Here is a 22502-nt window from a genome sequence, read left to right on the forward strand (position 1 = left end):
CCGCACCATGGCGAGTGAGCGCAAGGCCTCCGCGGACCCGGCCCGCAGCCTGGCCATCCTGTGGCGCACCCGGGAGCCGACCAGCCGCAGCGCCGGGCCGGGGCTCAGCGTCGACCGGATCGTGCGGGCCGCGATCGACGTCGCCGACGCCGAGGGCCTCGACGCGCTGACCATGCGCCGGGTCGGCGAGGCGTTGGGTGTCGGCACGATGTCGGTCTACACCTACGTGCCCGGCAAGGCCGAACTCGTCGCCGTCATGATCGACACCGCGTACGGCGAGATGCCGCGCCCCGCCGTCGAGGGCGACTGGCGGGCCCGGCTGGAGCGGATCGCCCGCGACAACCTCGCGCTCTACCAGCGGCACCCGTGGATGCTCCGGGCCGAGACGACCCGGCCCGTGCTCGGCCCGCACCTGCTGGCCAAGTACGACCACGAGCTGGGCGCCGTCGCCGACCTCGGGCTCACCGACGTCGAGATGGACGCGGTGCGCACGCTCGTCCTCGGGCACGTGAAGAGTTCCGCCCGCGCCGCGTCCGAGGTGGTCGACCTGGAACGGGAGACCGGCATGACCGAGGGCCAGTGGTGGCAGTCGCACGCGCCCTGGCTGGAGACGTTCCTGACGCCCGGGGCCTACCCGACCGCCTCCCGGGTCGGCACCGCGGCCGGCCAGCAGCACGGTGCCGCCTACGGCCCGGAGTACGCCTTCGAGTTCGGCCTGCAACGCGTGCTCGACGGGATCTCGGTGGTGGTCGCCGAACGTGCGACCGCTAGCCGGCCTGGTTGAGCTGGCGCCCGCCTGTCCAAGCCGCCGGGCCTGGCGGAACCGGCCCGAGCCCGGCCCCCGGGGTGGTACGACTGTGGCGGCAGGTGGTGTCGAGAGAGGGGGGCGATGGCGAGCTGGCTCCCCGAGCGGCTGCTCCAGAAGCGGGAGAACCCCCGTCGGACGTCGTTCCTGGAGCTCTTCTTCGACCTGGCCTTCATCTTCGCGCTGACCCGGCTGTCCCGGGCACTGCTGGACGACCACAGCCTCAACGGCGGTTTCCAGGTGCTGGTGCTGCTGGCGGCACTGTGGTGGGTGTGGTTCGTGACCGCCTGGTCGGCGGACTGGTTCGACCCGCGTGCCCCGCTGATCGTCGTACTCCTGCTCTGGGTGATGTTCGGCGGCCTGCTGATGGCCGCCGCCGTGCCCACCGCGTTCGACTCGCACGCCGGGTTGTTCGCCGGCGCCTACGTGGCCATCCACCTTGGTCGGGGCGCGCTGCTGATCCCCGCGCTGAAGGGACACCCGCTGCAACTGCGGAGCCTGCGGGTGGCGATCTGGTTCGCGATCTCCGGCGTGCTGTGGGTGGTCGGGGCGTTCGTCGCCCCGGCCCGGGAGGCGCTCTGGGCGCTCGCCCTGGTGCTGGAATACTCCCTCGCCCGGTTGCGCTGGCCGTTCCCGAGGCTCGGGCGCAGCTCCTGGCCGGACCTTCAGGTGAACGGTGAGCACCTCTCCGAGCGCTACCAACAGATTTTCATCATCGCGCTGGGCGAGCTGATCCTGTTCTCCGGCATCGCCTACAGCGGCTCCGGGATGAACCGGGAGAGCACCGTGGCCTTCGCCCTGGCGTTCGTGACGGCGGTGTCCCTCGCCCGGCTCTACCTGGTGCCGGCGGGCACGCGACTGGGCGCCACCATCGTGGCGGCCGGCCCACCCGGCAGCAAACTGGCGCTCCTGGCCGGCTACCTGCACGTCGTCATGATCGCCGGGGTCCTGGCCACGAGCGTCGCGATGGAGCTGACGATCGAGGATCCGGGCTACCGCGACGCGGGACAGCTGGCCGTGGGCGTCATCGGTCCGGCGCTGTTCCTGACCGCCCGGATCCTGCTCTCGGCGGTGGTCGACACCAGCCTGCCCTGGGCCCGCCTGATCGGTGTGCCGGCCATCATCCTGTTCGGGTGGGCGACCATGCGGCTTCCGCAACTGGCCGGCAGCGCCGTCGTCGCCGGGGTGTTGCTGTTGATCGTCGTGGTCGACGCGATGCCCGGAATGTGGCGGCCGGCCTCACCGGGCGACGCGAGCGACGCGCCCGACCAGCGACGGCACGGGTAGCCGCCCCGATGCCGCGCGGCCCAGCGCAGCACGGCGACCACCCGCGCGGCGGCGACGTGGTCGAGTTGCGGGTGCACGGCGTGTCGGGGGCACAACCCTCGGCCGTCCTGCACGAGGCGAGGGTGCGGCAGGTCGCGGGCGACGACAGCGGCGGATTCCACCGCCGCGCCGGGTCGGACGACACCGACCCGGACGGGCTGACGCTCGAGGCGTACCGCTGGGCCGACCTGCCCTCGGGCACCGTGGCCCGGACCCTGTCCATGGTCTTCCTGCTGCCGTTCATGCTCAGCAACCTGGCGGTGTGGATGCGGCCCGCCGGCCGCCGCGCCGCCGGGGTCACCATCCTGTGCCGGCTCCTCGCGCTCAACCTCACAGTGGTGTACGTGGTGTCCATCGCCGGGGTCGCCCTCGACCTGCTCGCCTGGCGGTGTCTCGGTGCGGCCCGTTGTCGTGCGCCCTTCGACACGCTTGCCGGGCTCGACGATCGGCCCGTGGGGCAGCGGTTGGCCGTGCTGACGCTGCTGCCGATCGCCGCGATCGTGCTCCTGCGGCTGCTCGGGACCCGCCGGTCCGGCCCGGCCGGCAACCCAGTGTGGGCGGTGGAGCCGTTGGTGGCGCGGCTACGGGCGATCCACGTCGCCGCCGCTTTCGCCGTACTCGATCTCCTGTTGCTCACCGCCCGTCGCGCCGGCGGCGCGACGCCCGCGACGACGCTGCTGTGGACGCTCAGTGCGGCGGTCCTGCTGGTCTGCGTCGGTCTGCTCGCCGCGCCCGGCCTGATCGACCGTGCGTCGACCGCGGGGATGTCCACCTGGTTCGCCCGCGCGGTGGGCGTGGCGGCGGTCGGTCTGAGCGTGGCGACCCTCGTCGCCGTCGCGGGCGACGGGCGGGGCTGGCCGTCGTCGGCCGGGCTCCCCGGCTACGGCGCGATCGCGGGCGGGGCGTTGTTCGGCCAGATGGCACTACTGGTGCTGCTCTGCGGGCTGGTGCTGTGGCGCCACGGTCGCGCCAGGGCCCAGTCCGCGCCGCCACGGGGAGCGGCCCAGTCCGCGCTGCCGTGGGGTGCGGCCCGGTCGGCGCTGCCGTGGGGTGCGGCCCGGTCGGCGCTGCCGCGGGGAGCGGGCGCGACGGTCATCGCGGCCATCGCGGTCGGCCTGTCCGGGGCGTTCTCCGCCGGGCTCGTCTACCAGGCGGGGGATCTGCTCGGCGGCTTCCGCGGTGACGGCGGGCCGCCGCTGCCGTACCGCTGGACGATCCTGGCGGTGTTCCTACACGTTGCCGCGGCGGCGCTGGTGTGCGCCGCGATCACCCTCCGGTCGCGGCGTCGCCGGTGGCGTGCGGCGGCGGACATCACCGCCCGCGACTTTCCCGCCGTGCCGCCGGAGGCGACCGGCCGGCTGCGGCTCGCCACGAAGGCCGTCGCCCGTGCCCGGTTCACCGAGTGGCTGGGCGTGCTGGCCACCGCGTACGCGGCGCTCGCGGTGATCGGGCTGGCCACGAGTCTGCTCGGGGGGACCGGGCGCGGACCGGAGGACCTGACGTGGCGGTTCCTCGGGCTGCCGGCCGGGTTCGTCGCGATGGCGCTCGCGGGGGGCACCTACATCGTCGCCGCCACGGTCCTGGTCCTGCTCTCGGGTGGTGTGTTCGCGTACCGGACGGCGTGGTTCCGCCGGCACGTCGGCATCCTGTGGGACCTCGGCACCTTCTGGCCCCGCGCCGCGCACCCGTTCGCACCGCCGAGCTACGCCGACCGCGCGGTGCCGGAGCTGGCCGACCGGATCACCCAGCTGGCCGAGCGGCACGCCGGGGTGGTGCTGTGCGGGCACAGCCACGGCTCGGCGTTGCTGGCCCTCGCGGTGCTGCGGCTGCCTCCGCACACCCGTCGACGGGTCGCGCTGCTCACCTACGGCTCACCGCTGGACCGCCTCTACGCCCGGCTCTTTCCGGCGTACCTCAATCGGGAGGTGCTGCGCGAGGTGGGGGAGCGGGTCGGCTGGCGGTGGCTCAACCTGTGGCGGGACACGGACCCGGTCGGTGGTTGGATCTTCGCCGCGCACCGGCCCGGTGATCCGCCGCCGGACGCCGCCGACCCGGCCAGCGGCGTCGACCGGCGGTTGCGGGACCCGCGCAGCCTGCTGCCGGCACCGGGGGAGCGTCGACCGCCCCCGGTACGCGGGCACCACCCGGACGAGCAGGAGCCCGAGTTCCGGGCGGCGCTGCGGGAACTCGCCGGACGGCTGCGCCCCCCGGACGGCGGGTGAGGTGACCCGTCACCGGTCCTCGGTCAGTCGCTCCGATTCCGCGACCACCGTACGGATCTTGCGCAGGGTGGCGTCGGGGGCGTGCACGGCGGTCCGCCACCGGTCGAGGGTGCGGGTCAGCACCCGGACGACGAACTGCAACTGGTTGACCTGCTCGCGCAGCAGCCCCAGCTCCGACCGCGCGCTCATCGCCTCGCTCTCCAACTCGGTGATCCGCGCCTGGAGGGGTTGCACGAGGGTCAGGGCGGCCTCCGTGAGCGTGTCCGCGGCGTCGGCCTTGAACTTGCCCCGCTGCGCCACGACTGTGGCGATGGCGGCCAGGCCAGTCGTTCCGCCGAGGACGCCGAGCAGACTGAGCAGCACCTGAACCCAGTGCGGCGCCTCGGGTGTGGATACCGAGATCACGCGGCACCTCCCACGCCCCGTCGGTGAGTCGCGCACTGGTGGCCGTGGGCCAGGCAGCGTAGGTCGACGCCGATCTGGGCGACCCGCCAGAAGGACCCCACCGGCACCGCGCTGATCAACGACGCCGCGACGATGCCCTGCTGGCCGGCCACCGCCATCAACGCCACCGCGTACATGCCGGTGATGGTGCCGAGCACCAGCACGGCCGCGAACTCGATGCCGAGGCCGGTGGAGAGCCGACCGGGCCACAGGATGCCCAGGAGCCCGCCCACGCCGACGGCGATCAGGGCGACCTCCCAGCCGACCTGGATGGGTTCCGGCATGGACAGCTGCACCGACGGTGGTCGGACGTCCAGCGCGAGCAGCAGGACCCCACAGACGGGCGTCGTGACCAGAGCGGCCACCTCGAACGGTTGGTGCTTGGCGCGGTTGCGTAGATGCCCCACGGCGACTCCTTGGTCGATGACCGTGCTCACCGGTCCGCCACCGGAGTCGGTGCCGTGGGGGTGGGTCGCGACCGCGGGGCGGTGCGTGCGCGAGGCCCGAGGGCGGCGGTGCGGGGAGACGATCGATGGGCGACTCGCCGCCGTTGGCTGCCGACAACTGCCTGTTTAGCACCGCCAATCGGTTCGCGTCCACCTGCACTGTGTCGCATTTCCGCAGGTCAGAGCAAGCTTCGACGCTCGGTGGACGCCGGGGCGCGGTCGCGCGCCCTCGGCGGCGCACAGTGTCGGATCCATTACCGCAAACGGCCGATCACCGCCGCAGCAGGGCGCGCAGCGCCCCGACCACGGTCGCGGGAGCCTCCTCCGCCAGGAAGTGCCCGCAGGTCACCGTCTGGTGGTCGAGGTCCGGGGCCCAGGCCCGCCACACCCGGGCCGCGTCGTAGCCGAGCGCCGCGCCCCAGTCACGTCGAGCAGGGCGAGGTGGCTGATCGCCGCCGGGTGGTCGAGGCCGGCGCGGAACGCGACAAGGGCGCCCCGGTCGTGCCCGGCCAGGGCGAAGCGCTCGTGACCGAGCGCACCGGCCAGTGCCACCACGTCGGCGGCCATGGTCCGCTTGGCGTACCCGGTGCCGTCCACGTCCACCGGCTTGTCGCTGTCGCCGTGGGCCCCGCAGGTCGGGGCAGATGACCGTGTGGTCGGCGGCCAGGTCGGCGGCGACGTGCCGCCAGCAGACGGTCAGCACCGCATCAGTGCCGGCCGGCACCGCCGCCTAGATTGGTGTCATGACCAGGCAACAAACGCCACCGGTGGGGGTGACGTTCGGCGTCCTCGGGCCGGTGACCGCCGCCACCGAGGGCGGCCCGGTCCCGCTGCGGGGGCACCGGCAGCGCCTGGTGCTGGCCCGGCTGTTGATCGCCCACGGCCGGGTGGTGCCGGTGGACCGCCTCGTCGACGACCTGTGGGAGGCCCCCTCGGACGGCGCGGTGGGCGCGATCCGGACCTTCGTCGCCGACCTGCGTCGGGCGTTGGAGCCCGACCGGCCGCCGCGGCAGCCACCCCGCCTCCTGGTCACCGAACCCCCGGGGTACGCGCTGCGGGCCGCCCCGGACGCGGTGGACGCCGGACGCTTCGAGGCGGCCGTCGGCGAGGCGGGACGACTGCTGACCGCCGGCCTGTCCGCACCAGCCCTGACCGCGCTGGACACGGCGCTCGGGCTCTGGCGTGGACCCGCGTACGCGGACTGCGCGGGCGACCTCTGGGCCGTCGCGGAGATCAACCGGCTGGACGAGCTGCGGATGCTCGCCGTCGAACGGCGGGCCGAGGCGCTGCTCGCCCTGGGTCGGCCGGACGAGGCCGCCGCCGACCTGCCCGCCCACCTCGCCGCCCATCCGCTGCGGGAGGACGCCTGGCGGCTGCTCGCGTTGGCCCGTTACCGCGCCGGCCGGCAGGGCGACGCGCTGGCCGCGCTGCGGGAAGCCCGTGACGCCGTGGTGTCCGCGCTGGGGGTGGACCCCGGGCCCGAGCTGCGCCGGCTGGAGGCCGACATCCTGGCCCAGGCGGCACACCTCACCCCCACCCCCGTCGCGGCCGGGCCGGTACGAGGTGGCGGGTCGGAATCGCCGCCGGTGCGGCCGTTCGTCGGGCGGGACGGGGAGGTGGCGCGCCTGCGGGACGCCGCCGAGGCCGCCACCCGGGCGGGTCGGCCAACGCTCGCCCTGCTCAGCGGGGACCCGGGCGCCGGCAAGTCCGCCCTGGCCGAGGAGCTGAGCCGGCAGCTCGTCGCCGAGGGCTGGGGCACGGCCTGGGGTCGCAGCCCCGAGTACGACGGCGCCCCGGCCGCCTGGCCCTGGACGCAGATCACCGACGCGCTCACCGAGCCGGGCGGGTCGGTGGGCGGCGGCTCGGTGGGCGGTGGGCCGGCCGGGTCGGTGGGCGGTGGGCCGGCTCATTCGGTGGGCGGCGGGTCGGCCGGGTCGGTGGGCGGTGGGCCGGCTCATTCGGTGCGCGGCGGGTCGGCTCATTCGGTGGGCGGTGGGTCCGCCGGGTCGGCGGGCGGTGGTCCGGGCGAGCCGGCGGTGACCGACGCCCCGAGTGATCCCGCCGTGGCCCGGTTCCGTCGGCACCGCGCGGTGGCGGCGCTGGTCTCCGCCGTCGCCGACCGGGGACCCCTGCTGCTGGTCCTGGACGACCTGCACCGCGCCGACGGCGACACGTTGGACCTGCTCACCGGCCTGCTCACCGGCCCGCAGCCGACCACCGGCCCGGTGCTGGTCCTCGGCACCTACCGGACCACCGAGATCAGCCCCGAGTTGACCGCCACGTTGGCCCGCGTGGCCGGCCTCGAACCGGTGCGGGAATACCTCGGCGGACTGTCCGCCGAGGCGACCGGCGAGTTGGCCCGTGCCGTCGCGGGGTCGGAGCTCGACCCGCCCACCGTCCGACTGATCCACCACCGCAGCGGCGGCAACCCGTTCTTCGTCCGGGAGCTGGCCCAGTTGTCCGCGAGTGCGGGGCAGGCGGCGCTGGCGGCGGTGCCACCGGGGGTGCGCGACGTGATCCGGCACCGCCTCGCACAGTTGCCCGCCCCGACCCGTACCGTCCTGCGGCAGGCGGCGGTGCTCGGCCGGGACCTCGACCCCGAGGTGCTCGGCGCGCTGGCCGGCGACCCGGCGGCACTGCTCGACGCCGTGGACCGTGGATTGCAGGCCGGGTTCCTGACCGAGCAGGAGCCCGAGGGGCGACTACGGTTCACCCACATCCTGGTCCGCGACACGCTCTACGCCGACCTGTCCGCGTCGCGTCGCGCGGCCTGGCACGGTGCCGTGGCCGAGGCAATGCAACGGCAGCAGCCCGTCGACCCGGCCGCGCTCGCCCACCACCTGCTGCACGGCGGAGGACAGGAGGCCGCCCACCGCGCCGCCGGCTACGCCCGTACCGCCGCCGAACAGGCCGAACGGGACGGCAACCCGCACGAGGCGGCCCGGCTGTGGGCGCAGGTCATCGACGCGTACGACCGGGCCGGGCAGAACGAGCGGCGCGCGCGGCTCGGCGCGGTGCTCGGCCTCGGGCGCGGGCTGGCGGTGACGGGCCGGCTGGCCGAGGCACGGCGGTACCGCGCTGCCGCGATCACCGACGCCGAGGCGGTCGGTGACCCCCGGCTGACCGCGGAGGTGCTTGCCGGTTTCGACGTGCCCGCCATCTGGACGCGCAACGACGACGACGCACTCTCCGAGCGGATCGTGCACCTTGCCGAGCAGGCCCTGACCGGTCTCGGCCCGACCGGCTCGGCGCAACGCAGCCGGCTGCTGAGCACGCTCGCGCTGGAGCTGCGGGGCAGCACCGGCGACCGTGGCCGCCGGGCCGCCGCCGAGGCCGAGCGGATCGCCCGGACCGTCGCGGACCCCGGGCTGCTGGCGTTCGCGCTCAACGCGCGTTTCATGCACACCTTCCACCGCGTCGGGCTGGCCGACGAGCGGGCCCGGCTCGGCGCGGAGCTTGTCGACCTGGCCGCCCCGCGGCAGTTGGTGACCTTCGAGGTGCTGGGTCACCTCGTCCTGGTCCAGGCATGCTGCGCGCGAGCCGACCGGGCCGGCGCGGACGTGCACGCCCGCGCCGCCGACCGTCTCGCGCAGCGCTACGAGCTGCCGCTGGTCGGGGTCTTCACCGGCTGGTACGCCGCGCTGCGCCGGGCGCTGGGCGGCGAGCGGGCCGCCGCGGTGGCCGCGTACCGGGCCGCCGCGCAACGCCTGCCCGCCGACGCCATGGCGGGCCTGGCCCCGGGGCTGCTGCCGCTCGCCCTGCTCGGCCTGCGACTGGCCGACGCCGCCAGTGACGCCCCGCCGGCCCTCGGGCGTCAGCGCCCGATTCTCGGGCCGGACGACGAGGACTGGGCGCGGCTGGACTGGGGCCCGCACGAGCCCTGGGTCCGGCCACTGCTGCTCGCCGCCGCCGGCGACCGGGCTGCCACCCTGGTGGCGCTGCGGGCCCTCCCGGACGGGCCGCACGACCTGCTGCGGGAGGTGCGGCTCTGCCTCACCGCTCGGGCGGCGCTCGCCGTCGACGACCGGCCCACCATGGAACGCGTCTTCGCCGCGCTCCGCCCGGCCGCCGACGAACTGGCCGCCGGCAGCGGGCTGGTCACCGCCGGCCCGGTGGCCGGGCACCTCGCCGACCTGGCCGCCGCTCTGGGCCGCGACGGCGAGGCCGCCGCGCACCGCCGTACCGCCCGCGCGCTCGCCGCCGACGACCCCACCTGAGCGCCGCGTGTACCCCTGCCCCGGGTGCGATACCTTACGCGCGAAACACGCCACGGGATGGAACTCATGACCCGCGCGAAGCCGTCTGCCACAGCAGTCATCGGCGCGCTGACGGCGGCGATCCTGGTGGCCACGACCGGGTGTGCGGGGCAGGCCGACATGGTGACCTTCGTCGGCTTCGCGAAGACGGACGACCCGCACGGTGTGTTCGGTCAGATCCGCGCCGAGCTGGAGCAGCCAGCTCGGTGACCAACTCCTTGACCGCCGGGGCGGCGCTGGTCGACGAACAGCCGTCCGCCACTGCTCCACCTGCTGCGAGATCTCGGACAGTTACCGTCCTGCGCGAACGGTAACTGTCCAAGATCTACGAATTACTGCTCAAGGCGCGTCGCTACAAAGGCGTGCGACGACAGTTCCGCGCGGCGGGCGAGAAATCGCGCCGATCTTGCAGTTTCTGTCGTCGAGACGGATGGTTATGCCCCTTACGTCGGGGCAGAAAGTGCAAGATCGCGGAGCGGGGGCCCCGCGCTCGGCGCCGGCGACTTGTCGGAACGTGGGGAACCGGCGATCGGGGTGCGGTCAGATGTAGACAAGCGGCGCGTGCGCCGTCGCGGTGACGATCGAGGGGGGTACGCGTGGAGGCGCTCATCCTGATCGTGGTGCTGGGCGCCACCGTCCTGATCGGCACCACTCTCGGCGGTCGGTACCGGGTCGCCCCGCCGGTGTTGCTCATCGCGTTCGGGGTGCTGCTGGGGCTCACGCCGCCGCTGTCCGAGGTGACCCTGAAACCGGACCTGGTGTTGCTGATCTTCCTGCCGGCGATCCTGTACCGGGAGAGCCTCACCATCAGCCTGCGGGAGATCCGGGCCAACCTGCCGGTGATCGGTCTGCTCGCCGTGGTGCTCGTGGTGCTCACCATGGTCACGGTGTCGTTCGCGGCGCAGGCGCTCGGGGTGAACCCCGCCGCCGCCTGGGTGCTCGGCGCGGTTCTCGCGCCGACCGACGCCGCCGCGGTCACCGGCCTGGCCAAACGGTTGCCCCGCAAGCTGCTCACCACCCTGCACGCGGAGAGCCTGATCAACGACGGCACGGCGCTCGTGGTCTTCGCGGTGGCCGTGGGTCTGCTCAGCCAGAGCGCCAAGCCGGGCGTGCTGGGTGTCAGCGAGGAGTTCGTCGGCGCCAGCGTCGGCGGCGTGGTCGCCGGCCTGCTGGTGGGGGCCGCCGTGGTGCTGATCCGCAAGCGGCTCGACGATCCGTTGCGCGAGGGCGCGCTGAGCGTGCTGACGCCGTTCGGCGCCTTCCTGCTCGCCGACGCGGTGCACGCCAGCGGGGTGCTGGCGGTGGTGGTCGCCGGGCTCGTGCTGTCCTATGCCGGCCCGCGGGTGATCCGCGCCCGGTCCCGGGTGCTCGCGTTGGCGTTCTGGGACCTGACCACGTTCCTGATCAACGGTGGGCTGTTCGTCCTGCTCGGCACGCAGATACCCCGGGCGGTGCGCGGCATCACCAGCACTTCGCCCGAGCGGGCTCTGGTGATCGTGCTGGTGGTCACGGTGGTCGTCGTGGCCACCCGGCTGGTCTTCATCTACCTCACCGCCCAGTCGGCGCGGCTGCGGCGTCGCCGGATGACGGACGACGGCCAAGGTCCGCCCAGTTGGCGGGTGGGGACCGTCGCCGGCTGGTCCGGTTTCCGGGGCGCGGTGTCGCTCGCCGCCGCCTTGGCCGTCCCGACGATGACTGTCGCCGGTCGACCGGTGGTCGAACGAGACCTGATCATCTTCGTCACCGCGTTGGTGATCGTGCTGATCATGCTGCTTCAGGGCACCACCCTGCCGTTGGTCGTGCGCTGGGCCGGGCTGGCCGGCGACCCGGAACGCGTCGACGAGGCCCGCAACGCCCGGCGGCGGGCCACCGAGGTGGGCCTGGCCGCCCTGCCGCAGGTCGCCGCCGAGGTCGGCGCCCAGGAGGATTCGGTACGCCGGTTGCAGGCCGAGTATCAGCGGCACCTGACGGACCTCAGCGAGAGCGGCGGGAACACCGCCGAGGAGCGCCGGCTGGAACGCAGGCTGCGCCTCGGGGTCCTCGCCCACAAGAGGCGCGAGGTCACCCGACTGCGCGACAACCGGGAGATCGACGACCTGGTGCTCCAGGAGCTCCAGGCCGCGCTGGACAACGAGGAGATCCGGCTGCTGGGGCGCGGACCCAACGAGTGATCTCCGGGTCAGAGCACCTGCGCGAGGAACCGGCGCAACCGAGGATGCTCGGCCCGCTCGAAGATCGCCTCGGGTGGTCCGGCCTCCAACACCACGCCCCGGTCCATGAAGGCGACGGTGTCGGCGACCTGCCGGGCGAAGCCCATCTCGTGGGTGACCACCACCATGGTCATGCCGGCGGCGGACAGGTCGGCCATCACCGCGAGGACACCCTTGACCAACTCCGGGTCGAGCGCCGAGGTGGCCTCGTCGAAGAGCATCACCTCGGGCCGCAACGCCAGCGCCCGGGCGATCGCCACCCGCTGCTGCTGACCACCGGAGAGTTGCGCCGGCCGCGCGTCGGCCTTGCCGGCCAGCCCCACCAGCTCCAGTTGGGCCCGCCCGATGGTCTCCGCCTCGTCCGCGCCGAGCTTGCGGAGCCGGCGCAACGCGAGGGTGACGTTGCGTAGCACGCTCAGGTGCGGAAAGAGGTTGAAGTGCTGGAAGACCATGCCCACCCGCTGTCGCAGCGCGTCCGGGTCGTCGCCCAGCACGCTGCGCCCGTCCAGCAGCACGTCGCCGCGGTCCGGCTCGATCAGCCGGTTGATGGTGCGCAGCAGGGTGGACTTGCCCGACCCGGACGGGCCGATCACGCAGGCCGTCGCGCCGCGCGCCACCGTGAGGTCGACGCCGCGCAGCACCCGGTTCGGTCCGAAGGCGAGGTGCACATCGCGGACGTCGAGGCTGACCGAGGTGCTCGTCACGGTGGTCATCGCCGGTGTCCTTCCGTCGTGGCGTACGCCGATGGGGTGTCGTCGTCCTCGTCCTCGTCGGACGGTGCGGTTGCCGGGCGGCCGTTGCGCAGCCGCCGGTCGATCCAGTTGACGACGTGCGTCAGCGGGACGGTCAGTGCCAGGTAGCACAGCCCCGCCAGCAGCAGCGCCGACTCGTTGCCGGTGGTGGCCGCGTAGTCCTGCCCGATCCGGAACAGCTCCCGCTGACTGGCCACCAGGCCGAGGAAGTAGACCAGGCTGGAGTCCTTGATCAGGGCGATGAGCTGGTTCACCCAGGCGGGCAGCACCCGCCGGATGCCCTGCGGGATGATCACCAGCCGCATCGCGTCGGCCCAGGAGAAGCCGAGGGCGCGGGCGCCCTCCAACTGGGCGGCCTCCACCGACTGGATGCCGGAGCGGAAGATCTCCCCGATGTACGCGGCCGCGATGAGCGACAGCGCCAGGATTCCCAGCGGATAGGGGTCCGGTCCCCAGACCTCCATGCCCAGCGGGGCGAGCCCTACGCCGATCAGCAGGATCGTCGCCGCCGCCGGCAGCCCCCGGAACACGTCGGTGTAGACCCGCGCCGGCCAGCGCAGCCACCGACTGCGGGAGAGGCCGGCGACGGCCAACAGCAGGCCCAGGACCGAGCCGAGCAGGGCGGCGGAGACCGCCAGGATCAGCGTGTTGGGCAGCCCGACGGTCAGCATCTCGGGCAGCGCCTCGCGCATCGAGTCCCAGTCGAAGAAGGTCTCCCACAGGGTGCTCAACGGATCCATCGTTCGCTCCTCCTACCGCCCTGCTCGCTCGTCACCGGCTCAGGACGCTGTCGACGCGGACGCCGACGGCGCAACCGACGGAGTGGCCGACGCGGACGGGGCCTTCACCGTGCCGCTGCCCGGCGTGAAGTCCGCCGGGATCGGCCGGCCCGGGTAGTACTGCGCCTGCAACCGGCTCCAGGTGCCATCGGCGATGACCTCGTCGAGGCTCTTGTTCAGCGCCTCGCGCAGCTTGTCGCTGCCCTTGGCCACGGCGTACGCGGTCGGGGCCGGGCTGAGCTGCTTGGCCGCCACGGTGATCTTGCCGTTGCTGTCGGCGGCCGACTTCTCGCCGATCTCGGCCGGGGCGATCCACGCGTCGGCGGTGCCGGCCTTGAGCTGGTTGATCGCGCCGTTGTAGTCCGGCACCCGCACCGGGTCGAGCTGCTTTCCGGTGGCGTAGTCGTCCTGCACGGTGCCCTGCACCACCACGACCCGCTTGCCGGTGAGCTGGTCGAAGCCGGTGATCGGCGAGCCGGCCGGGACGTCCAGGCCGAAGTAGCCGAAGTCGTAGCCGTTGCCGAAGTCGACTGTCTTCTTCCGCGCCTCGGTGATGGTGATCGAGGAGCTGCCGACGTCGAACTTGTGGTTGTTGACCTGGGAGAGCAGCGCGGAGAAGTCGGTGCCGACGAACTCCACGGTGAGGCCGAGCCTGCCGGCCACGGCGGTCAGCAGGTCGTTGTCGAAGCCGGTGAACTTGCCGTCCCTGAGGAAGACGTTCGGCGGGGCGTCGGTCAGGGTGCCGGCCCGCAGCACGCCCGGCCGGGCCAGGCCGTACGGGTTGGCGGCGGCGTCGGACGAGCTGTCGTCGCCGCAGGCGGTCAGGGTGGTGGCGGCCAGGATGGTGGCCGCGCCCAGGGCGGCGGCACGGGTCAGGGCAGGAAGAAGTCGCACGGGTGTCTCCGAAAGAGGTCGCGTCTCGGCGGGCACGGACGTGCGCCGCCGACGGTGCGCCCGATGGGCGTACCGCTGGAAGGGTTCGGAAGGGGTAGCGCTAGTGCGTGGTGCCGCGACAGGCGGCGCTGCACATTCGCATCATGTCCACGTGCCGTCGCCGGGTCAGTGCCGGCGCGGGCCAACCGGCGCGCAGGTGCGCGAGGTCGGTCGGTGGGGCGGTGCCGAGGATGCGCATGGGTCTCCCAGGGTCTGTGCTGACCTGGGTGCCAGGCCACGCTTGCACCGACGTCGTGCCGGTGCCTGGTCTTCACCCGGGGCACCCCACCGCGGAGGAGGGTTGCCGGCCAGCGAGCCGGGGCTTCGCGCTGGCACTCATGACCTGCGGCGAGGTTAGCAGCACGTCCGGGGGGACCGTCCAGTCGTTATGACCACGCTCACCGTGCCGGACCGGGTGCCCGGCCGCAGGTCAGCCGGCGTGCACGTGCGGCCGGCGGCACGGGTCGGGCTCCTGGCGGCGCAGGATCTCCCGGGTGACCGAGGCGATCGCCCCCTGCCCGAAGGCCAGGTACCGCAGGATGTTGCGGGCCGGACCGCCCTCGCTCCACTCGAAGTAGATGTGTGGGCGTCGCCGGCTCCGGTCGCGGATCTCCAACAGCAGGGCGGCGAGCGCGGTGGGCACCGAGGAGGCGGCCAGGCTGAGCACCGCGAAGCGGTCGTCCACCATGCTGCCGCGCACCAGCAACTCGGTCTCGAAGTCCGACGGGTCGGTGACGTGCACCTCGACGAAGATCACGTCGCTGTCGTCGGGAAAGTCGTTGTCCGCCATGGTCTGGTTTAACTTGGCGCGGTACTCGGCCTCGTCGCGCCGGTCGGGCTCGTGGGCGATGAGCCGGATCCGCCGTCCGGCCCGCTCGTCGATCATCCGGGCCGCGACCGGGTCCACCTCGATCCGGTCGACGCGCAGCTCGTAGGCCCGCGACAGCCGGGAGAGCAGTGACACCACGATGATCCCGCCGATGAAGCAGGCCGCGATCTTGACGCCGTCGGGGCGCTCCACCACGTTCGCCAGGGTGGTGTAGACGAAGGCCACCGCGATGACTCCGAACGCGATGCCGCGACCGCGCTGCCGCCGCCGGACCGCCGCGAGCGTCACGGCCGTCGCCGCCGAAGTGATCAACACCAACACCCCGGTGGCGTACGCGCCGCCCTGCGCGTCCACGCTGGCCTCGAAGACGACAGTGATCAGGAAGGCCACCGCGGTGAAGACCAGCACCAGCGGCCGGACGGCCCGCGCCCAGGCCGGCGCCATGCCGTAGCGGGGCAGGTAGCGGGGGACGAGGTTGAGCAGGCCGGCCATCGCCGACGCCCCCGCGAACCAGAGGATCCCGATGGTGGACAGGTCGTAGACGGTGCCGAACACCTCCCCGAGGTGCTCGTGCGCCAGGTAGGCCAGCGCCCGGCCGTTCGCCGGCCCGCCCGGCCGGAAATCCTCCGCCGGGATCAGTACGGTGGTCGTCACGCTGCTGGTGATCAGGAAGACGCTCATGATCACCGCAGCGGTGGTGAGCAGGCGGCGCGCGCCGCGGATCCGGCCCAGCGGGCGCGCCTCCGAGTCCTGCGGGTCGCCCCGGATGCTCGGCATCACGGCCACCCCGGTCTCGAAACCGGACAGGCCCAGCGCCAGTTTCGGGAAGACCAGCAGCGACAACCCGACCACCAGCCAGGGATCACCATGCGCGGTGGTCAGCGCGGTGGTCCAGTCCTCGACCGCGCCCGGGTGCGTCACCACCCGCCACAGCGCGTCGACCACCACCACCGCGTTCAACGTCAGGTAGACCGCGACCAGCACGACGGCGATCCCGATGGCCTCGGTGAATCCCTTGAGGAACACCGCGCCCAGCAGCGCAACCAGCAGCAGCGTGACCAGCACCTCGTGCCCCTTGAGCCCGTCCGGCCAGAACGGGTTCTCGTCGATGTGCGCTGTCGCGTCGGCGGCCGAGAGGGTGATGGTGATGATGAAGTCGGTGGCCGCGAAACCCAGCAGCACCAGCACCAGCAGCTTGCCGGGCCAGTAGCTCAGCAGGCGTACCAGCATCGCGATCGAGCCCTCCCCGTGCGGGCTCTCCACCGCCACCCGCCGGTAGACCGGCAGCGCGCCCAGCAGCGTCACCAGCACCAGCACCAGGGTCGCCACCGGCGACAGCGCCCCGGCGGCCAGCGCCGCGATGCCCGGCTGGTAGCCCAGCGTGGAGAAGTAGTCGACGCCGGTCAGGCACATCACCTTCCACCACGGGTGGTGCCGGTCCTCCGGCGGACGTCCGTGCGGCCCCGGGTGCCGCGCGGCCCGGTCCGAGCCGGCGTCGAGCAACCACCCCCGCAGCCGTCCGGCGCGCCTGTCGACCTCCATCGGCGCGTCCCCCGTCATCCGCCCACGGTCACCGTGAGTATCCGCCAGTTGGGGCGCGTGCGTCCGCCGGTGCGCGGAACCCACCCGGCCGCGGGGCGGGTTTCGGGTCCGGGACACGGGGGATGCAGCGCCCCCGGGTTGGCGGAGGTGCGCGGGGCCGGACGGCACCGGGGGAGGGGACAGGGCATGGTCGGTGGCCGCCGCTTCCGCCCCGGTGGTGGCTTCGGTCGCCAACTGGACGAGTACGAGACGACGGAGGGTGTGCCCCCGCCCACGGAGTCGACCGAGCCGCCCACCGGTGGTCTGGTGGACAGTGCGGTCTACGTCCGCGGGCACCGCTTCGCCTCGCCGTCCGGCCTCGCCGAGACGTACCGCTGCCTGCAGGAGCAGGACGCCGCGATGGCCTGGATCGGGTTGTATCGGCCCGACATCGACCAGATCACCTCGCTGGCCCGGGAGTTCCGGCTACACGACCTGGCGGTCGAGGACGCGATCAACGCCCACCAGCGACCCAAGCTGGAACGGTACGGGCACACCCTGTTCGTGGTGCTGCGCGCCGCCCGCTACGACGACCAGCGGGAGGAGGTCGAGTTCTCCGAGCTGCACCTGTTCATCGGGCCGGGCTTCGTGGTCACCGTCCGGCACGGCGAGGCCCCCGATCTGGCCGCGGTACGACGGCGGATGGAGACCGAGGCGCAGATGTTGGCGCGGGGCCCGCAGGCGGTCCTGTACGCGATCCTCGACGAGGTCGTCGACGGGTACGCGCCGGTGGTGGCCGGGCTGGAGAACGACATCGACGAAATCGAGACCCAGGTGTTCGGCGGCGACCCGAACGCGAGCCGGCGCATCTACGGCCTCAGCCGCGAGGTCATCCAGTTCCAACGCGCCGCCCGCCCACTGCTCACCGTGCTCGACGCGCTCGCCGACGGCGCCGGCAGTGCCAACACGGACGAGGAACTGCGCCGCTACCTGCGCGACGTGACCGACCACCTGACCCAGGTGGTGGAGCGGGTGGACGGGTTCCGGCACCTGTTGCAGAACATCCTGACCGTCAACGCCACACTCGTCTCGCAGCAGCAGAACGAGGAGATGCGCAGCCTCACCGCGGCCAGCTACGCCCAGAACGAGGAGCTGAAGAAGGTCTCGTCCTGGGCGGCGATCCTGTTCGCCCCCACGCTCATCGGCACCGTGTACGGGATGAACTTCGTCCACATGCCGGAGTTGAACTGGCGCTTCGGCTACCTGTTCGCGTTGCTGCTCATGCTGCTGGTGTGCGGCACCCTCTACCTGATCTTCAAGCGGCGCGGCTGGCTGTGAACCACGCGGCCGGGGATCACTCGATGCCGCGCAGGATGTGCCGTTCGTCCTCGGTGTCGTCGTCGCCGGCGGCGATCCGGCCGAGCAGGACGGCGGCCGCCCAGATCGTCAGTGGTGTCGCCGCCCCGGTCATGCCGCCGCCGGTCCGGTCGTCCCGGGTCTGGCTTCGCTCCGCACGCGCTGGCCTGCGCTGAGCCTCCATGGGCCCGCCTCTCCTCGTCGAAGCCGCCGTCGGTGGCGCGGCGTCAGCGCGCCACCGGTACGACAGCCACCTCGAACCTTCCCACGCCTGGCCGCATCCGCACCGCTTGTTTTCGGGTTTCCGACTGCGACCCGCCAAACCGGACATTCTGGCCTTCGCCTTCGCCTTCGCCTTCGCCTTCGCCTTCGCCTTCGCCTTCGCCTGATCGTGCTCGATCCTGGTTGTAGTGGCCTCGTGCGCGCATCGAGGGGCACTCGTTCCTGGATCGAACGCGATCTTCCTGGTGCCCGCCGCGGTAAGTGATCCACTCGGTTTCACGAATATCGGGGCATCCCGGCGTCCCGGATACCGCGTCTTCACCGAACCCGAGTGGATCACCACCGGTCGCCTGAGTCTCGGCAGGCCCATGGGCGGCGCTGCGCCCGGTTTGCCATTTTCGTCCCGGTGGCAGGGGCCTCAGGGCAACGGGTGCGCGATGCCGCGGGCGTGGTCGGTGAGAGCCGCACCGACCACGCTCGCGGCCAGCGGCAACACCTCGAGACACCGCCGCACCGCCGCGGCCATCAGCGTGTTCGGCACCCGCATGGACAGCGTGCAGTGCGGCACCCAGCGGCCCGGCCGGTAGTGCTCGGCCAGGGCGACGCCGGCGGCGGTGAGCCGGTCGGACACCATCCGTTGGTGAGCCAGCAACTCCGGGGTGGGCGCCGGGCCGAGCCAGAGCACCCGGCCGACGAACTGCCCGGCGTGCTGGAAGTCCAGTCGCAGCGGGGCCGCCACGACCGTCCCGCGCAGCGCCTCGGCGACCCGCTCGGGGTCGAGCCGGGGCGCCACCGCGAGCGAGACGTGCGGCCGGTGGCGCTGCATCAGCAGCGAGCGCATGCTCTGCACGCCCTCGGCCTCCAGCGCGTCCCAGAGAACCCGGATTCTGCGGGTGGCGTCCGGGTCCAGATACAGCTCCACCGCGGCGACCATTCGATCACCGTAGCGACCGAGGTTTGCGCGCCCGCTCTCGGCGGTACCTGATCGGAAACCTACCAGGAGGCGTGCCCGGTGGACGTGAGTGACCTGCTGACCGAGACGTACGACCGGCTGCCCGACCTCGTCCGCGCGGCGGTCGACGGCCTCAGCCCGGAGCAACTGCACCGGGCACCCGGCGAGGGCGCCAACACCATCGGGTGGCTGGTCTGGCACCTGACCCGTGTGCAGGACCACCACGTCGCCGACCTGCTCGACACCGAGCAGATCTGGGTCAGCGGCGACTGGGCGGGCCGGTTCGGGCTCAAAGCCGACCCGGACGACACCGGCTACGGTCACTCGGCCGCCCAGGTCGAGGCGGTGCGCCCGGAGAGCGCGCAGGCACTCGTCGACTACTACGAGGCGGTGGCGTCGCGGACCGGCGCGTTCCTGGCCGGCCTGCACCCGGCGGACCTGGACCGGGTGGTCGACGAGTCGTGGGACCCGCCGGTCACCCTCGGTGTCCGCCTGGTCAGCATCGCCGACGACGACCTGCAACACGTCGGCCAGGCCGCCTACGTGCGCGGCCTGATCGAGGCCGAGGCGCCCGCCAACAGCGGCCGATAGGACGCGCCGGTCAGCCCATCGTCTTCGCGCCGTCGATCGACTCCCGCAGGATGTCGGCGTGCCCGGCGTGCTGGGACGTCTCGGCGATCAGGTGCAGCAGCACCCGGCGGACCGTCCAGGTCGCCCCCGGCTCGAACCAGGGCGCCTGCGGCAGCGGGTGCGCCGCGTCCAGGTCGAGGGTGGCGACCAGCGCGTCGGTCTGGTCGGCCACGGCCCGGAACCGCTCGACCAGACCGGCGAGGGTCTCGCCCGGCGCCATCTGGAACTGACCGACCCAGTCGATCTCCTCGCGCTGCATCGCCTCCGCGCCGCCCACGGCGAACAGCATCCACCGGTGCTCGACGCCGGCCACGTGCTTGACCAGGCCCCCGAGGCAGAGGCCGCTGACGGTGGGGCGGGCGACCGCCTGCTCGTCGGTGAGACCGTCCACCGTGTGCAGCAGGAAACCCCGGTGTCGGCGCAGCGATTGCAGGAGGTCGGCCCGCTCGCCGGTGAGTTGCTCGGTGCTGGTCATGCCGCCACCCCTCGTCGATGTTCACCCGGGGTCACCCTAGGGCGAGGCACCGACAATTCTGGTGTCGGACACCAGGTGCGACGCCAGCGGTTGCCGATCCGCGTCCGTGGCGGTCCACTGAACGACATGGGTGTGATTAAGGTGGGTACGTCGTCCTGGGCCGACCAGTCGCTGCTGCGCTCCGGGTGGTACCCGCGCTCGGCCAACACGCCGGCCCGTCGCCTCGGGTTCTACGCCGGCCGGTTCCCGCTGGTCGAGGTGGACACGTCCTACTACGCCGTACCCGTACCGGAGACCACGCAGGGCTGGGTCGACGCCACACCTGACGACTTCACCTTCGACGTCAAGGCGTTCAGTCTCTTCACCGGCCATCCGACGCCGGTCGCCGCGCTGCCCCGGGACCTGCGTCCGACCGCCGGCCCGAGCCGGATCCGCCGCCGGGACCTGCCGGAGCGGGCGTACGACGAGCTGTGGGCCCGGTTTCGCGCGGCCCTCGACCCGATCGCGGCGGCCGGCAAGCTGGGTGCGGTGCTGTTGCAGTTCCCACCGTGGCTGGTGCGCGGCGCGGCGGCCGAACGCCGGATCGTCGAGCTGGCGCAGCGCTGCCGGCCGTGGCGGGTGGGTGTGGAGCTGCGGCACGGCTCGTGGTTCGACGGCCCGGCCGCGTCGGACACTCTGGACCTGCTGCGCGCGCACGACCTGTCCCTGGTCTGCGTCGACATGCCGCAGGGGCACCCGTCGTCGGTGCCGCCGATCCTGACCGCGACCGCGGAGCCGGCGATCGTCCGGTTCCACGGCCACAGCCGGGCCTGGGGCGACGGCGACAAGCAGGAGAAGTTCCGGTACGCGTACGACGAGGCCGAGCTCGCGCACTGGGCCGGGCGGTTGGCCGAACTCGCCGGTCCGACCGACGACCTGCACGTGTTGTTCAACAACTGCTGCGCCGGTCAGGCGCAACGCGACGCGACCCGGCTGGCGCAACTGCTGACCGAGACCATGATCGCCGACCGGACCGTCGCGGCCGGCTCGACCGGCTGACCGTCCACGCCGGGGTCAGGAGCGTCGGCCCCGGCTGCGCAGCGCGTCCTGTGTCGAATCGCCGATGTCGGCGTCGTCCGGGAAGGTCCGGCCGCTGGGTGCCGGGTCCGGTGGGGCGCCGGGGCCGGCCATCGTCGTACGGGTCGGCTCCACCGGGCCGAAGCCGTGCCGTCCCGCCGGGTCGGTCCGGCCCGACGGGGCACCCGCACGCCGTTCCCCGCGTCGTCCCTCGGGCACCGCGGTCTCCTCGCTGCCCTCGTCCATCGGCGAGTCCGTGTCGGCGCCCCAGGGCGCGTCGGCGTCGAAGCCGTCGCCGCCGCCCCACGGCTGGGTCGCCTCCGGCTCCTGCCGGTCGTTGTCACCGCTGCGTCCCTTGTGCACCGTCATGGCCACCCCGCTCGTCGGTCCGCCGCTGCCGGCGGACGGTGTGCCGTTCCCGGGTCGCGCCCGCCCACGCCGGTGCCGTCGCAGGAGCGTCGTCGCCGCGTCGGGGAGCGCACGGGACCGGCCGGCGCCCCGCCGTCGAGAGGGCGGCGGGACGCGGGCCGGCCCGGCGTTCAGCGTCCGGCCATCGCCATCGGGCGTTTGCCGTTGCTCATGCCAGCCATCTTGATCATGCCCTTCGAGGCGCCCTTCATGCTGCTGCCCCGGCCGAGGATCCCCTTGAACACCTGGCCGGGCTTCTGCTGCTCACCCATGTACGCGGTGACCACCACCAGGGCCCCGGTCAACGCCGGGATGGCCCACTGGAGCAACTTCATCTGCCGCTGCGAGGAGGCCACGCTCGCCGGGGTCTGGTGGTTCGGCTCGGTGGTCCCGCTCACCGGCGAGGCACCGGCCTTCTCCAGGCGCATGCCGACCAACCGGCTGTAGCCGGTCACGGCCAGCGCGCCGATCGTCAACGCCGTCTTGATGGCGCTGGTGCGGCCCACCCCGGCCTGAGCCGCCACGCGTGGGCTCTCCGTCACCAGCTCGCCGACCGCCCCGGCCAGATGCGCGCCGATGGCGGCGGCGTTGACCGGGGTCCATCTGGACCATCCGGCCGACGCGACCGAGAGTCGCTGGGTCGAGTCGCTGATCTTCCCTGCCGCGCCGTTGACACCGAAGGCACCCATGAGGGAGCCGCCGAACCAGGCCGCGAGACCCAGATCGTGCATCGAGCGCAGTGCGGTGTGCCGTTCGGACATGTGATCCCCTTCCGCCGTGTTGGGCGCTGCGGCTTACCCGCCGCCCGGGCGGCTAACCCCGTCACCCGGCGGCCGATCGGCACCGCACCGGCAGGACCGCGACATACGGCTGTCGAGGT

At 73.2% G+C, this 22502-nt stretch carries 23 protein-coding genes and 1 riboswitch; of the genes, 10 read left to right on the forward strand and 13 right to left on the reverse strand.

Features of this window, described 5'->3' with window-relative positions:
• The first annotated feature begins 7 nt into the window (after positions 1–7).
• The 3 genes from ACGFIQ_RS31395 (at position 8) to ACGFIQ_RS31405 (ending at position 4353) form a co-directional block, all read left to right on the forward strand.
• Positions 8–784, forward strand: a complete 777-nt coding sequence (locus ACGFIQ_RS31395) for a TetR/AcrR family transcriptional regulator (RefSeq protein ID WP_393249127.1) — start codon at positions 8–10, stop codon at positions 782–784.
• 105 nt (positions 785–889) lie between these two features.
• The gene (locus ACGFIQ_RS31400) at positions 890–2092 is read left to right on the forward strand and encodes a low temperature requirement protein A (protein ID WP_393249129.1); all 1203 of its coding nucleotides are present in this window, start codon (positions 890–892) and stop codon (positions 2090–2092) included.
• An 8-nt stretch (positions 2093–2100) separates the two neighbouring features.
• Positions 2101–4353: a hypothetical protein gene (locus ACGFIQ_RS31405; protein ID WP_393249131.1), complete on the forward strand. Its 2253-nt coding sequence runs from the start codon at positions 2101–2103 to the stop codon at positions 4351–4353.
• Positions 4354–4362: 9 nt separating this feature from the next.
• Here ACGFIQ_RS31405 and ACGFIQ_RS31410 read toward each other — a convergent pair whose 3' ends face one another.
• From ACGFIQ_RS31410 to ACGFIQ_RS31420, 3 genes are all read right to left on the reverse strand, one after another.
• Complete coding sequence (locus ACGFIQ_RS31410) at positions 4363–4758, reverse strand: hypothetical protein (protein WP_393249133.1); 396 nt, start codon at positions 4756–4758, stop codon at positions 4363–4365.
• On the reverse strand, positions 4755–5204 hold the full coding sequence (locus tag ACGFIQ_RS31415) for a hypothetical protein (RefSeq protein ID WP_393249135.1): 450 nt from the start codon (positions 5202–5204) through the stop codon (positions 4755–4757). Before ACGFIQ_RS31415 ends, ACGFIQ_RS31410 begins: the two co-directional genes overlap by 4 nt.
• Positions 5205–5588: 384 nt before the next feature.
• A complete protein-coding gene (locus ACGFIQ_RS31420; RefSeq protein WP_393249137.1) occupies positions 5589–5846 on the reverse strand; it encodes an alpha/beta fold hydrolase in 258 nt (85 codons plus the stop codon).
• Between the two features lie 140 nt (positions 5847–5986).
• Between ACGFIQ_RS31420 and ACGFIQ_RS31425 the strand changes: the two genes are divergently transcribed.
• The 3 genes from ACGFIQ_RS31425 (at position 5987) to ACGFIQ_RS31435 (ending at position 11670) form a co-directional block, all read left to right on the forward strand.
• Positions 5987–9460, forward strand: coding sequence for a BTAD domain-containing putative transcriptional regulator (locus ACGFIQ_RS31425; RefSeq protein ID WP_393249139.1), 3474 nt, complete (start codon positions 5987–5989; stop codon positions 9458–9460).
• Positions 9461–9526: 66 nt separating this feature from the next.
• Positions 9527–9709, forward strand: coding sequence for a hypothetical protein (locus ACGFIQ_RS31430; RefSeq protein ID WP_393249141.1), 183 nt, complete (start codon positions 9527–9529; stop codon positions 9707–9709).
• A gap of 386 nt (positions 9710–10095) precedes the next feature.
• Complete coding sequence (locus ACGFIQ_RS31435; RefSeq protein ID WP_393249143.1) at positions 10096–11670, forward strand: Na+/H+ antiporter; 1575 nt, start codon at positions 10096–10098, stop codon at positions 11668–11670.
• Positions 11671–11678: 8 nt separating this feature from the next.
• Here ACGFIQ_RS31435 and ACGFIQ_RS31440 read toward each other — a convergent pair whose 3' ends face one another.
• The 5 genes from ACGFIQ_RS31440 to ACGFIQ_RS31460 all read right to left on the reverse strand — a co-directional run bounded on the left by ACGFIQ_RS31440 (position 11679) and on the right by ACGFIQ_RS31460 (position 16562).
• Positions 11679–12422, reverse strand: coding sequence for an amino acid ABC transporter ATP-binding protein (locus ACGFIQ_RS31440; RefSeq protein WP_393249145.1), 744 nt, complete (start codon positions 12420–12422; stop codon positions 11679–11681).
• The gene (locus ACGFIQ_RS31445; protein WP_393249147.1) at positions 12419–13201 is read right to left on the reverse strand and encodes an amino acid ABC transporter permease; all 783 of its coding nucleotides are present in this window, start codon (positions 13199–13201) and stop codon (positions 12419–12421) included. Before ACGFIQ_RS31445 ends, ACGFIQ_RS31440 begins: the two co-directional genes overlap by 4 nt.
• Positions 13202–13240: 39 nt before the next feature.
• The gene (locus ACGFIQ_RS31450) at positions 13241–14134 is read right to left on the reverse strand and encodes an ABC transporter substrate-binding protein (protein WP_393249149.1); all 894 of its coding nucleotides are present in this window, start codon (positions 14132–14134) and stop codon (positions 13241–13243) included.
• Positions 14135–14234: 100 nt separating this feature from the next.
• Positions 14235–14372, reverse strand: coding sequence for a hypothetical protein (locus ACGFIQ_RS31455; RefSeq protein WP_393249151.1), 138 nt, complete (start codon positions 14370–14372; stop codon positions 14235–14237).
• Positions 14373–14405: 33 nt separating this feature from the next.
• Positions 14406–14517, reverse strand: a riboswitch (SAM riboswitch).
• An 86-nt stretch (positions 14518–14603) separates the two neighbouring features.
• Positions 14604–16562, reverse strand: a complete 1959-nt coding sequence (locus ACGFIQ_RS31460) for an amino acid transporter (protein ID WP_393249153.1) — start codon at positions 16560–16562, stop codon at positions 14604–14606.
• A gap of 168 nt (positions 16563–16730) precedes the next feature.
• Here ACGFIQ_RS31460 and corA point away from each other — a divergent pair, with 168 nt between their 5' ends.
• The gene (gene corA / locus ACGFIQ_RS31465; RefSeq protein ID WP_393249155.1) at positions 16731–17861 is read left to right on the forward strand and encodes a magnesium/cobalt transporter CorA; all 1131 of its coding nucleotides are present in this window, start codon (positions 16731–16733) and stop codon (positions 17859–17861) included.
• 16 nt (positions 17862–17877) lie between these two features.
• Here the strand turns inward: corA and ACGFIQ_RS31470 are convergent, their stop codons facing one another.
• Entirely contained in the window at positions 17878–18063 is a 186-nt protein-coding gene (locus tag ACGFIQ_RS31470; protein WP_393249157.1) for a hypothetical protein, read from the reverse strand.
• On the opposite strand from ACGFIQ_RS31470, the gene ACGFIQ_RS31475 reads away from it, so the two are divergent.
• Complete coding sequence (locus ACGFIQ_RS31475; RefSeq protein ID WP_393249159.1) at positions 18062–18268, forward strand: hypothetical protein; 207 nt, start codon at positions 18062–18064, stop codon at positions 18266–18268. The genes ACGFIQ_RS31470 and ACGFIQ_RS31475 overlap by 2 nt on opposite strands.
• Positions 18269–18519: 251 nt before the next feature.
• Here ACGFIQ_RS31475 and ACGFIQ_RS31480 read toward each other — a convergent pair whose 3' ends face one another.
• Positions 18520–19035 (reverse strand): 2'-5' RNA ligase family protein, encoded by a 516-nt coding sequence (locus tag ACGFIQ_RS31480; RefSeq protein WP_393249161.1) that lies wholly within the window; start codon positions 19033–19035, stop codon positions 18520–18522.
• A 78-nt stretch (positions 19036–19113) separates the two neighbouring features.
• On the opposite strand from ACGFIQ_RS31480, the gene ACGFIQ_RS31485 reads away from it, so the two are divergent.
• The gene (locus ACGFIQ_RS31485) at positions 19114–19644 is read left to right on the forward strand and encodes a DUF664 domain-containing protein (protein ID WP_393249163.1); all 531 of its coding nucleotides are present in this window, start codon (positions 19114–19116) and stop codon (positions 19642–19644) included.
• Positions 19645–19654: 10 nt separating this feature from the next.
• Here the strand turns inward: ACGFIQ_RS31485 and ACGFIQ_RS31490 are convergent, their stop codons facing one another.
• Entirely contained in the window at positions 19655–20158 is a 504-nt protein-coding gene (locus tag ACGFIQ_RS31490; protein WP_393249165.1) for a DinB family protein, read from the reverse strand.
• A 126-nt stretch (positions 20159–20284) separates the two neighbouring features.
• On the opposite strand from ACGFIQ_RS31490, the gene ACGFIQ_RS31495 reads away from it, so the two are divergent.
• A complete protein-coding gene (locus tag ACGFIQ_RS31495; RefSeq protein ID WP_393249167.1) occupies positions 20285–21196 on the forward strand; it encodes a DUF72 domain-containing protein in 912 nt (303 codons plus the stop codon).
• Positions 21197–21211: 15 nt separating this feature from the next.
• On the opposite strand, the gene ACGFIQ_RS31500 is transcribed toward ACGFIQ_RS31495, so the two are convergent.
• Positions 21212–21583 (reverse strand): hypothetical protein, encoded by a 372-nt coding sequence (locus ACGFIQ_RS31500; protein ID WP_393249169.1) that lies wholly within the window; start codon positions 21581–21583, stop codon positions 21212–21214.
• A gap of 170 nt (positions 21584–21753) precedes the next feature.
• Complete coding sequence (locus ACGFIQ_RS31505) at positions 21754–22383, reverse strand: hypothetical protein (protein WP_357554046.1); 630 nt, start codon at positions 22381–22383, stop codon at positions 21754–21756.
• Positions 22384–22502: the final 119 nt, after the last annotated feature.

It is taken from the genome of Micromonospora sp. NPDC048898, assembly GCF_043198035.1.
In the GTDB taxonomy this organism is placed as follows: domain Bacteria; phylum Actinomycetota; class Actinomycetes; order Mycobacteriales; family Micromonosporaceae; genus Micromonospora.